This is a genomic window from Lactococcus sp. AK05 (assembly GCF_041026685.1).
GTDB lineage: Bacteria > Bacillota > Bacilli > Lactobacillales > Streptococcaceae > Lactococcus > Lactococcus lactis.
The window spans coordinates 348,980-361,550 of sequence record NZ_JBFTEI010000001.1 but is presented as its reverse complement, the minus strand read 5'-3'; the positions used below and the strand labels follow the sequence as shown (position 1 = coordinate 361,550).

9 protein-coding genes and 1 riboswitch are annotated in these 12,571 nt (G+C 35.5%); of the genes, 1 reads left to right on the top strand and 8 read right to left on the bottom strand.

The window, feature by feature from the left end; genetic code table 11:
• Positions 1–42: 42 nt before the first annotated feature.
• Both AB6B24_RS01740 and AB6B24_RS01735 read right to left on the bottom strand, forming a co-directional pair.
• Positions 43–3,243: a leucine-rich repeat domain-containing protein gene (locus AB6B24_RS01740; protein ID WP_369164057.1), complete on the bottom strand. Its 3,201-nt coding sequence runs from the start codon at positions 3,241–3,243 to the stop codon at positions 43–45.
• A 48-nt stretch (positions 3,244–3,291) separates the two neighbouring features.
• The gene (locus AB6B24_RS01735; protein WP_311803066.1) at positions 3,292–5,004 is read right to left on the bottom strand and encodes a ribonuclease J; all 1,713 of its coding nucleotides are present in this window, start codon (positions 5,002–5,004) and stop codon (positions 3,292–3,294) included.
• A 349-nt stretch (positions 5,005–5,353) separates the two neighbouring features.
• Here AB6B24_RS01735 and AB6B24_RS01730 point away from each other — a divergent pair, with 349 nt between their 5' ends.
• Positions 5,354–6,025: an MgtC/SapB family protein gene (locus AB6B24_RS01730; RefSeq protein ID WP_311803065.1), complete on the top strand. Its 672-nt coding sequence runs from the start codon at positions 5,354–5,356 to the stop codon at positions 6,023–6,025.
• 39 nt (positions 6,026–6,064) lie between these two features.
• On the opposite strand, the gene dapA is transcribed toward AB6B24_RS01730, so the two are convergent.
• The 6 genes from dapA to tkt form a co-directional block, all read right to left on the bottom strand.
• Positions 6,065–6,958 (bottom strand): 4-hydroxy-tetrahydrodipicolinate synthase, encoded by an 894-nt coding sequence (gene dapA, locus AB6B24_RS01725; RefSeq protein ID WP_311803064.1) that lies wholly within the window; start codon positions 6,956–6,958, stop codon positions 6,065–6,067.
• Positions 6,959–7,058: 100 nt separating this feature from the next.
• Positions 7,059–7,234: riboswitch (Lysine riboswitch) on the bottom strand.
• A gap of 67 nt (positions 7,235–7,301) precedes the next feature.
• Positions 7,302–7,712: an NUDIX hydrolase gene (locus AB6B24_RS01720; protein ID WP_311803063.1), complete on the bottom strand. Its 411-nt coding sequence runs from the start codon at positions 7,710–7,712 to the stop codon at positions 7,302–7,304.
• A gap of 55 nt (positions 7,713–7,767) precedes the next feature.
• Positions 7,768–8,844, bottom strand: a complete 1,077-nt coding sequence (locus tag AB6B24_RS01715) for an aspartate-semialdehyde dehydrogenase (RefSeq protein ID WP_017864824.1) — start codon at positions 8,842–8,844, stop codon at positions 7,768–7,770.
• Positions 8,845–8,938: 94 nt separating this feature from the next.
• Complete coding sequence (locus tag AB6B24_RS01710; protein ID WP_003129417.1) at positions 8,939–9,802, bottom strand: MIP/aquaporin family protein; 864 nt, start codon at positions 9,800–9,802, stop codon at positions 8,939–8,941.
• Positions 9,803–10,173: 371 nt separating this feature from the next.
• On the bottom strand, positions 10,174–10,428 hold the full coding sequence (locus AB6B24_RS01705; protein WP_003129418.1) for a hypothetical protein: 255 nt from the start codon (positions 10,426–10,428) through the stop codon (positions 10,174–10,176).
• A 94-nt stretch (positions 10,429–10,522) separates the two neighbouring features.
• Positions 10,523–12,499: a transketolase gene (gene tkt, locus AB6B24_RS01700; protein ID WP_311803061.1), complete on the bottom strand. Its 1,977-nt coding sequence runs from the start codon at positions 12,497–12,499 to the stop codon at positions 10,523–10,525.
• Between the last annotated feature and the right edge of the window lie 72 nt (positions 12,500–12,571).

The window sequence follows — 12,571 nt, the reverse complement described above, 5'->3', positions numbered from 1 at the left end:
ATTATAACATTTCTTTAGCTAAAATTGAATACATCAAAAGTTCTAGTCGATATCTTTTTTCACTCTTTTTTTCTTTTTAAATAATATAAATATGAAAATAAAACAAGCTCCTAAAATTGTTATTAGTCCAATGAAAAAATTGTCACTTATCAGGCCCTGTTTTTTTATAAGATCAGTTTTCTTTAAAATATGATTGTCACTATCAAGTATTTTAGAATTAAATTCAGAACTTTTGAAAAAACCTTTATCTTTATCAATAGTATTCGTTTTATTATTTTGACTCTGGTCACCATTTTCATTATCAGGAACTTTATCTGCAACTGTTTTAGAATCTTCCAAAGTCTCTACCTTTTTGTTAAAAGATAAGTCAAGAGCAGTTATTTGTCCTAAATTTTGACTTTCATCATTTTTTTGAGAAGTTCTGATGAGTTTTTCTTTGCTTATTGTATTTGAATTTTTATTTTTTTCATTCGTCACTTTTAATTTGCTTGGTAAGGTGTAAATTACTGATAGTTTTTGGCTAGTCAAAGAATTCACATGAGTTTTGTTACTTATGGAATTTAATTGATCTAAACTTGACTCTATATTATTATTTGATTTTACTTCACCAGAAGAATTTGACTGATTATCTTCATTTTGTGGGTGAGAAGTTGAGTTTATAATTGATAATGATGAACTTCTCTTATTTGTTGAGCTTTTAGAACTTTCTAAAATTGCTTGTGATTGTATTGAAGACACGTTGTTTTCATTTGAATTTGAAGTTGAAGTTGGCAAACTATGAGAAACTTCTGAATGATTGTCTCTTTGTGCCTCATTAGATATATTTAAATATCCTATTTCTGATGATTCTGAGTTATTATTTGAATAACTAGTTAGAATAGAGGCAGCGGAATTTTCTGATGACGAATTATTAAAAGTTATTGGTTTGTTGATTCCAACTGTTGTATTAAGTAGATTCGATTGACTCTCTTTTGGTTGTGAGCTAGAAATTGTGCTGATAGGTGAACTTATGCTACTTTTTGGGTTAGTAGACATTTCATGGTCTGTTGAGTTTTCTTGAACTGAATTTGAAGAAGAAACTTTCTTAGGGTTTTCTGATATATTATTTACTTCACTTGGTTTGGACGAAAAAGTTTGATTCGTTTCCAAATTAGAGATACTACTAAGGTTTGAAGAATCTGAACCTAAACTATCATTTGAACCACCATTTAAAATATCTAAAGAATGAGTTGATGAATTATTATCTACTTCTGTTGCTTCGGAAGAATTAGACTGATTAGTTGCTGATTCTGAGTTGGAAGTTAAACTCATACTTGATGATGGTGAATTTATACTGCTCATTGAATTGCTTGAAGCTTCAGAACTTGTTTGATTTGAAGTCGAAACGGCTCCTGAAGTAGATATTTCCGTGCTATCCTTTGTAAGATTATCAGAACTAGATTGATTGATTTCTAAATTATCAGCTGTGCTTGTACTGGATAAAACTGAACTTAAATTATTGTTTACGGAGGCTAGGGAATTATTAGCTACTTCTGCTACATTAGAGAAATCTGGCGAACTAGTTGTTGATTCCAAAACAGAAGTCGAACTTATGTTTGAGGGGAATAAACTGATACTACTATTTGAATTGGTTGAAGCTTCAGAACTTGTTTGATTTGAAGACAAAAAGGCTTCTGAAGTAGATATTTCCGTGCTATCCTTTGTAAGATTATTAGAACCAGATTGATTGATTTCTAAATTATCAACTGCGCTTGTACTGGATAAAACTGAACTTGAACTATTGTTTACGGAAGTTAAGGAATTATTAGCTACTTCTGCTACATTAGAGAAATTTGACGAACTAGTTGTTGATTCCAAAACAGAAGTCGAACTTATGTTTGAGGGAGATAAACTGATACTACTATTTGAATTGGTTGAAGCTTCAGAACTTGTTTGATCTGATACTGAATTACTTTCTGTCGGATTTGATGATGGTAAAATATTGGTTATTTCTGAACTATTATTCGTTTCGTTGATATTGGAAGAATTAGAATGCTCACTTTCTTCGTTAGAGGACATACTCGAACCTAATGAGGATTGGTTTGAATCCTTTTCACTATTTGAATTGGAATTGATTTGGTTTGAAGAAGACAAACTATTTGAGTTTTCTGAATCATAACTGATTTCTGCTGTACTGGAAGCTCCTGACTGACTATTCTCTGTTTGTGAGCTAGAAATACTACTATCTAAAGAAGAGATTGAATTTAAAGTATTATCTGTAACACTACTCGCTTCAGATATTGGATAGAGTGAAGCCGAATTTGCCTCTTGTGTCGATTCTGAACTGGCAACATCAACTTGCTCTACTGAATTGGAAGAAGAGACAGGGGTTGTATCTGCATTTTCTGTACTCACAGAAGTCGATTGTGAACTGTCAGAATTTATCCAACTTTTATCAAAAAGACCACTAGAATTGACAGAAATTGTCCGAATTCCATCTGTCGGTAAATCTGATAACTGACCAAATAAAGGACTCGTTTTATTGAACACGTCATCAGCCAAAGTCACTCCAATTCCCAAAGTCAAGCTTTGAACGGGACTCCCAGAAAAGGCCGCTGAATCTACTATTGTCAATGATTCATCAGCAAATTCTATTGTAGTGATTTGGTTACTTTGAAAGGCTTTGGCCATAATTTCTGTGATATTTGAGCCCAATGAAAGTTCTGTTAAATTATTATTTGCAAAAGTTCTTGTCGCAATCTTTAGGACAGAATTTGGAAATTCTATACTACTTATGGCGTTTCCAGCAAAAGCATCTGTTTTTATATTTTGGACTTTTGCTCCTAAAACTACTTTTGTCAGTGATTTCTTATAATAGTCAGGAAAAGCTGTTGTTGTTTGAAAGGCACTAGTATTAATATCTACAACATTATTTCCGATAATAACCGAACGAATTCCACTATTTGAAAATGCATAAGTTCCAATTGATGTTATTGCATAGGTTTGACCGTTATTTACAATGATATCTGGAATTACAATATCAGCTCCCGCTAAGCCAGCATAGGAGGCAACTTCAGCTGTCAGTGAAACTTTATCAAGATTGTAAGTAATTTTTTGCTCATCAGTATATGTAATTTTACTTGTCGTGGCCTCCACCAGCAATTCTGTCACCAACTGATGATTCAAAAATGTGGGATTAAGAGTGGCTGTCAGTAATCCTACTCCAACAGTCATCGTTATTTTCTTTATTGATTTTTGAGACATAAAAAACCTCCTAACTTTCTATACGAAAAAATGGAGGTTTTGTAACTTTTATTTTTTATTATGATTTTTTTTAGTGTAACGTTTATTTAAATCTTGAGGTTGACGTGCTTCCATAACTACTGGAAGAATCACTGGTTTACGTTTTGTTTGCTCGTATAAAAATTTTCCAAGAGCATCACGGATAGAACCTTTGATTTCTGCCCAATCAAATTCTTTTCCAGAAAGATATTTATCAACAGTTTCGTTGACCAACTCACCAGCTTCACGCATCAGATCACGTGAAGTTTTAACATAAACAAAACCACGAGTGTGAACACGAGATTTGCTGACGATTTTACGTTCAGTCTTAGAAATTGTGATAACGGCAATGAAAATACCATCTTCTGATAACACTTTACGGTCACGTAAAACAACTGAACCGATATCTCCAACTCCTGAACCGTCAATCATAACATTTTCAGCTTGAATAACACCAGATGGGATCATGTCTCCATTTTCCAAACTGACTGTTTCACCACGTTTAGCGATAAAGATATGTTCTGGCAAAATGTCCATTTCCATTGCTAAATCAGCATGGGCACTAAGTTCACGATACTCACCTTGGATTGGAATCAAATTTTTTGGACGGAAGATATCAAGTAAGAATTGCAAATCACGAGCATTCGCGTGACCAGATATTTTCAAATCTGAAGCCAACATTTTCATGACTCCACCAGCTTTATAGATTTCATTTTCAATACGAGCAATTGTTGTTTCATAAGAGACAGATGGACTTGTAACAGCAAGTACTAAATCTCCATCTTTAATTTTAACGTATTTATGACGACGATGAGCCATGTCTCCAAGAGATTTAAGTGGTTCACCCATTCGTCCTGTTTCTAAAATAACTAATTCATTGTCAGCATATTTTTTAATTTCTGCTGGTTTAATAATTGATTTTTTATCAACAATTTGTAATTTGTTAAGACGAGTTGCTGTTTCGATGATTTGGTCCATATCTTCGCCTGTAAAAGCAACACGACGTCCAAGTTTAATGGCAGAATCAATCGTTTGTTGAATTCGTCCTAAATTACCTGCGTTACAAGCAATAATGACCCGCCCTTCATTGTCATCAATATAGTCATAAATTTTTTCATAAATTTCATGCTCACTAGCAGATTGCATTGTTGACAAAGCATTTGGTGATGATGAAAGTAAAGCAAGGACTCCACTATTTCCGATTTCAGCCAATCGGCGCATATTGGTACGATAGCCTTTCGCAACAGCTGGATCAAAACGGAAATCACCTGTATAAACAATGTTTCCGTCATTTGTAGAAATCACAATTCCTAAGCTTTCTGGAATTGTATGTGTTGTTGAGAAGAATGAAATGACGGCTTTACCAAAATCAATTTCTGTATCTTCAGTTACAACATGAAAATCGTTGAATTTGCGACTGTCAGCATAATTTTTGACATTAATTTTTGCAAGTTCGATTGTTAATTCTGAACCAAAAACAGGAACTTTTAATTCAGAAACGATATAAGGCAAAGCACCAATTGAATCAGCATGTCCGTGAGTCAAGAAAATTCCTGCGACACGATCCGCATTTTCTAAAAGATATGTAATATCAGGAATAACAAAGTCAACACCAAGTTGATCCATTTCAGCATATTTAAGTCCTGCATCAAGCACAAAAATTTGCTCTTCAACCTCAACTAAATACATGTTCTTACCAAATTCACGCACACCACCTAATGGAGTGATTTTAATATTAGACATAAAAACCTTTCTTGTCAGTGTAATTTATAATTTTTTCGATATAAAAAGAATCTGTAAGTTATTGACAAATTCTGTCAGTAAATTTACAGTCCTGTTTTTAGCAATTTCCTTGCCATATTCACTCTCGAAATCGGTCGAGTGGGACAAGCGATATTGAAAAGATAATTCTACTTAGAATTAAAATAAAAGAGATTGGCATTCCAATCTCTACCGAGAATACACTAATATAAGTTTAACCCAAAGCAAGTAAAAAAGCAAGTCAGTTTCATTTTTTATGGGTCTTACTTTTTTTCTAATCAAAATAGCGATATAATGGAAGGTAAGTTTTAAATGACAAGGAGGAAATTTTATGCAGATTACTTTCTTAACACAACTTGATTGGTTAATTCGATTAATATTAGCTGGGGTATGTGGATATGCCATTGGTTATGAAAGAAATAGCCGTTCCAAAAATGCTGGCACACGTACTCATTTAATTGTTGCTTTGAGTGCTGCTTTAATGATTATTGTCTCAAAATATGGTTTTATGGACATCATCAGTACCCATGGAGTCAATCTTGATCCTTCCAGAATTGCGGCTCAAATTGTAAGTGGTATTGGCTTTTTAGGAGCTGGAATGATTTTTGTTCACAATCAATCCGTTAATGGATTGACTACTGCGGCTGGAATTTGGGCAACTTCTGGTATTGGGATGGCTATCGGTTCTGGATTATATTTTATAGGTATTGTAGCTACTTTACTTATTTTACTTTTTCAAATTATTTTACACCAAAATTATCGATGGATAAAATCAGCGACGAGCGATCATCTTATTCTGCAATTAGAAGATTTTGAAGGTCTTCAACTGTTGCAACAACAGCTGAAAGAGGAAGATGTCAAAATTCTTAGTATAAAAGTTGAAAAAAAATCAAATAATTCTTTAAAAACAGAGCTATATTTGAACTTACCAAAAGCTTATGAGGTCGCTTCGTTAATGAGTCTTTTGGAATCGAATAATAAGATTAAATCAATTGAATATTGACCTACTTTTATAAAGAAAAATACCCTAAAAGGGTATTTTTTAATTTCCAATTTTTTCAAGAATTATTTTACTTTCCTCAGTAGTACAAGCTACAAGTGGTAGACGTAAGCCACCGACTTCATATCCTTTTGCATTCAAAACCGTTTTGATTGGGGCCGGACTTGTGACACTAAAAAGTGCATTTATTTTGGGTAATATTTTTCTTTGGATAGCCGCTGCTTTTTGGATAGAGCCCCGGTCTATTTCTGCAAACATTTCAAAAAATTCTTGACCTAGGATATGGCTGGCAACCGAGATTACACCCTGACCTCCCAAAGCTTTAGCGTGAAAAGCTAACCCATCTTCTCCAGTATAAACTAAAAAATCTTTGGGTAGCTTTTCAATAAGATAAGCCAGATTATCAGTATTTGTACATTCTTTGATGGCAATTACATTTTCCAGTTCTGCTAAACGTAAGATGGTCTCTACCTGAATTTCAGTGACCACCCTTCCTGGAATATTATACAAAATAATTGGCAAATCACTCGCAGTAGCAATGGCTTTAAAATGTTGATAAATTCCTTCTTGAGAAGGTTTGTTGTAATAAGGAGTAACTGCAAGTCCCGCATCGATGTAACCAAGTTCAGCAACTTCTTTGACAAATTCAACCGAATCACGTGTGTCATTAGTCCCAACACCCGCAATCAATGGAATACGGCCAGCCACTATTTTATTAACCGCAGCAAAAATTTCCAATTCTTCATCATGAGTAAGAGTAGGCGATTCAGCCGTTGTTCCAGCTAAGATAAGGCCTTCCGTATGATTAGCAAGTAAATCCTCAATGAGCTTAGGAAATGCTTCAAAATTAATTTGGCCATTTTCTTTAAAGGGGGTCACTAGGGCCGTGATGATACGTGCATTTTGTAATTTTTCAATTGTTTCTTTTGCTGACATAATTTCTCCTTATGTGTGAGCTTACTGACAAGCTCTTGGCAAGAGGTCAAAAAGAACCTCTTTTTATGCAAAAGAGGTTCTCAAAAGTTCGTCAAAAATGATTTTGATTAGCTCCCCTTTCTGTCAGTACTGACAGAAAGACAGTCTGTAGGATTTAACCACACAGCCCAAGAAAAATTCTGTGACAATTTTTCTTTCGGCAAAGAACGCCGCCATCAGCTTCAGTGCGTTCACCGCTCCACTAACTTCTTCGTCTTCGCAACCTCTAATTTTGTTTGACCCATTATAGCATACTTTAGTAAATGAGGTCAAAAATTTTATTTTTATACAGTCTAATTTATTATTATTCTTTCCCAATTAATTGGATGAAATCTTCGATAACACGGCGATTTGGCTCATGAATATTTTTTGGAATTTCTTTAAATTTAAACCATTTCAGCTCTTCAACTTCACTCATTTGTGGTCTTAAACTCCCTGTGAAATCTCGACAAATATAATAAATGCCTGGCATATAAACTTGATCCATATTGGGATAAGTCATAAAACGGTCTTGTCCTGAATAAATTCCTAAAAGCTCAAGTTTACCTGCTTTTAGTCCCGTTTCTTCAAATAATTCTCGGCGAGCAGTTTCCTCAAGTTCTTCACCAACTTCTATGCCACCCGCATGTAAAGCCCAAGTTCCATTATCTTTACGTTTTTGTAAGAGGATTTTTTCATCAGAATAGACAATAACGCCTGCTCCCAGATAAATCAAAAGCTCATGACCAATTTTTTAACGAATTTTACTGATATAACTCATTTAACAGACCTTATTTCAGTTCAAATTTTAACTCATGAGTTGGTCTAACTAAGCCACGCTCATGTAGCGTTTCAGCAATTTGAACAGAATTCCAAGCTGCTCCTTTGAGTAAATTGTCAGAAACTACCCAAAGATGAATCCCATTTGCTGCATCCAAATCACGGCGAATACGACCCACAAAAGTTTCACGACGACCAACTGAATTAATGGCTTGTGGATAAATTTGATGAGCAACATCATCTTCTAAAACAGCTCCTGGGAATTCAGAAATCAAACGTTTAACCTCATCAATGTCTGCTACTTTTTTTGTTTCAACATAAACTGACTCAGAATGACCGTAAAGAACTGGAATTCTGACACAAGTTGCCGAAACCGCAATTGAATCATCTTCCATGATTTTCTTGGTTTCATTTGTCATTTTCATTTCTTCATAAGTATAATCGTTGTCAGTAAATACATCAATTTGTGCAAGCGCATTGTAAGCAATTGGATAATGTTTTTTATCTCCAGCAGACGGTAAAATTTCTGCTGACAATTCTGTCAGTGCTTTTCCATCAAGTGCTTCTTGGAGTTCACGATTTGTTTCATTAATTGCTGATTGACCCGCACCAGAGACCGCTTGATAAGTGCTGACAATTACTCGCTCAAGCCCATAAGCTTGACGAATCGGCTCTAAAGCAACCATCATTTGAATCGTTGAGCAATTAGGACAAGCAATTATTCCATTGTGTTTTTCCAAAGCATGTGCATTAACTTCTGGAACAACCAAAGGGACATTAGGGTTTTGACGGAAAAATGAGGTGTTATCTACGACAACAGCTCCAGCTTTTACAGCATAAGGGGCGTATTTTTCTGATACTGAGCCTCCAGCTGAAAAAAGAGCAATATCAATGCCTTCAAAACTATCCTCAGTCAATTCTTCTACAACAAGCTCTTGACCCTTAAATTCAACAATTTTTCCTGCCGAACGTTTACTTGCAAGCGCACGTACGGTTTCTATAGGAAGTGTAGATTCTTCTAATTGTTCAAGCATACGTGTACCCACGGCACCAGTAACACCAACGACGGCGATATTATATTGTGTCATAATTGTCTGTCCTTTTCAGTAAATTATAATTATTATAGCGCTTTTAAGTTATAAGGGCAAGAAAAAATCTGCCTTTCGACAGAAATTTTTGTTTTTATTTAAACATAAGTTTAAAGACTGTAGCTGCAATTACTGCACCAACGATTGTGGCAACAACTGGAACCCAAGCGTACCACCATTTAGCGTCTTTATTTTCACCAACAACTGATTGTGGTAAGAAGCTATAAACGATACGAGGACCAAGGTCACGTGCTGGATTCAATGCTGCACCAGTTGGTCCACCAAATGCTGTAACCAAACCAACAAACATCAAACCAATAGCAAGCGCGCCAATCATTTTAGATGATGAAGCGCCTGAAACAGAAGCCCAAATTTGGCTTACTGTTGCATTCGCTGTAACATCAGCTCCTTGTTGTTGAGCGTAGCTTGTCATCCATTTGATTGATTCTGCACCAAAGAAGTTCGTTGTAAAACTGAGAATTCCGAAAACAAATACAAACATTCCGATTACTTCATTGATAAATCCGTTGAAAATTGCTTTTCCACGATTTGAACCATTATCCAAAGCGTTAGTTGTTGAAAAAGCGCCTAAAGAAATTGCTCCGTCATTAGTTTTAGCGAAGTATTCTTTATAAATCGCTACAACAAGTAATTGACCAATAATTGCACCAATAAGTTGTGCCAAAATATATTGTGCAACATGTGCCCAAGGGAAATAACCAGCTGAAGCGAGTCCAATTGTAATTGCTGGGTTAATATGTGCACCTGAAACATTTGCAAAAGCAAGTACAGGAACTAAAATCGCAATTCCGTATCCCCATGCAATTGCAAGACCACCCATGCCCTCATTTTTAGAGCCTTTGAGGGTTACCCCAGCAATTGTACCATTACCAAGCAAGACGAGAAGCATAGTTCCCAATCCCTCAGCAATATATTTTGTCATCCATGAAACATCCATGATAATTTCCTTTCTATTTTAAAAAATATATAAAGATGTTGACACTTCAATTTTATCATATTTTTCTTAACTCTTGCTAATAATAACATCGAAAATATGATTAACTCCTACAATAGATTGTTTATATCTTTTTTCAGCATTGTATTCATCTGATTATAACAAGAATTTTTTATTAATTATTTTAATCGTTACGTAAAAAAAGCCCTCTTTCGAGGACTTTTAAAGGCACTAAAAGTGTGTCAAAAAGGTTCACACAATTTGACAAATACTCACGCTTCCTGCGCGGAAAACCCAATTTCCCAGTATTCCTTAGCTTCGAAATTCTACAAAGTAGAATTATTCGACTCATCGCATAGTTAAATTTTACCATATTATGCTAAATGAAACAAGAAGCCAATCAAAATTCCTACCGTTCCCACAAAACTAAGGATACAAATAGTAAATCCTATCGTAAAATAATTCTGACCATATCCATTATAATGAACCCTTTTAGTTCTTTTCCCACGATAAATGATTAAAGATATTACTGACAGAACTGTCAGTAAATATTGGATTGGCTGATTTTGTCCATACATTAAGTTCAAAATTGAAGCTACTCCCACAATAATTGCAAGTAAAATCCCCATCTTAGTTCCTTTCTATTTTTTAATTAAAATTTACTGACAGACTTGTTTGTAATCAAAAGAGCTCTGACAAAAAATCAGAACTCCTTTTTCAATATTAGTCAAGCTCTTTGTATACTTTAACTACATTTTCAGCAGTAAATCCGTAAGCTGGAAGAACGATATTTGCTGGTGCCGAAGCGCCCCAAGTATCTACTGTAACTGTTGCACCATCAAGTCCAACATATTTACCCCATCCGTAACTTGTACCAGCTTCAATCGCCAAACGACGTCTTACAGCTTTTGGTAAAATTTCTTCGCGATAAGCTGCGTCTTGTTCATCAAAAATATTCATTGAAGGCATTGAAACGACACGAATGCCAGAACCCAAAGTCTTCTTGGCTTCAAGAGCTAATGCTACTTCTGAACCCGTCGCAATGATGATTCCTTCAAGTTTTCCTTCTTCTTTTGAAAGAATATAAGCCCCACGATTCAGACCTTCTTCAGCCAATTCATAAGTATCAGGTAAAACTGGAAGATTTTGACGAGTCAAAATAAGTGCAGTTGGACGGCTTTTACTTGATGCAGCACGACGCCATGCAGCCACTACTTCATTTCCATCAGCTGGACGAATTACATCCAAATTAGGAATTGAGCGAACAGAAGCTAATTGTTCAACAGGTTCGTGAGTTGGACCATCTTCCCCAACAGCAATGGAATCATGTGTCCAAACATAAGTGACTGGCAAGCTTTGTAGAGCAGCCATCCGAACAGAAGGAAGCATGTAGTTTGAAAAGACGAAGAATGTTCCGCCATAGACACGAGTTCCACCATGCAAAGCAATCCCATTCATAATGGCTCCCATTGCAAATTCACGTACACCAAACCAAATATTACGTCCAGCATAGTTATCTGGCATGAAGTCTTCTTCAACTTTAACCATTGTATTATTTGAAGCCGAAAGGTCAGCAGACCCACCCCAAAGATTTGGCATTTGAGCTGATAATTCTTGGATAGCTTCTTGTGAAGTTACACGGCTGGCCTTGCTTGTTTCCATTTCATGCTTGGTCAAAGTAAGCTCTGGCGTTTCATTTTCAAAAGCTTTTGCGTATTGCTCAGCAAGCTCAGGGTATTTTTCAGAATAATCATCAAAAGTACTGCGCCATACTTGCTCCATCGCTTCACCACGCGCAACTGTCGTTTCTAAAAAGCGTTTTGATACTTCTTCAGGAACTGTAAATTCAGGGTAATCCCAACCATATGCTTTCTTGGCAAATGCAACACCTTCAGCTCCAAGAGGAGCTCCGTGAACTGCTGAAGTTCCTTGTTTTTCGGCACCAAAACCAATGACTGTTTTAACTTCAATGATTGTTGGTTTAGATTTTTCAGCTTTAGCTACTTCAACAGCTGCTGCAATTTCTTCTAAATCATTTCCATCTTTTACCAATAAATGTTGCCAGCCATATGATTCAAAACGTTTTTGAATATCATCAATAAATGACATTGATAAGTCACCATCTAGAGAAATATTATTTGAATCATAGAAAAGAATCAATTTACCAAGTTTCAATTTACCTGCAAGTGAAGCTGCTTCTTGTGAAACACCTTCCATCAAATCACCATCACCATTTAAGGCGTAAGTGTAATGGTCAACAATATCAAAACCAGGTTTATTGTATTGTGCAGCTAAATGTGCTTCAGCCATTGCCATTCCGACAGCATTGGCAATTCCTTGTCCTAAAGGACCTGTTGTTGCTTCGACACCGTCTGTATGATTAACTTCTGGATGTCCCGGTGTTTTTGATTGCCATTGACGGAAACCTTTTAAATCATCAGTCGTTACATTATAACCTGCCAAATGTAATAAACTATATAACATTGCAGAACCATGACCAGCAGACAAGACAAAACGGTCACGATTTGACCATTTACGACTTGTCTTAGGGTTCACATTAAGAAATTTGCTCCAAAGTACATAAGCCATTGGTGCAGAGCCCATTGGAAGTCCAGGATGTCCTGAATTTGCTTTTTGAATCGCATCTAATGATAGAGTACGAATCGTATTTACAGCCAATTGATCAGTAGTATCAAACATAAGATTTCTCCATATTTTTTATTTATACTCACATTATAACACAAGTTAGAAACGGTTTTCATTCTCTGAAAT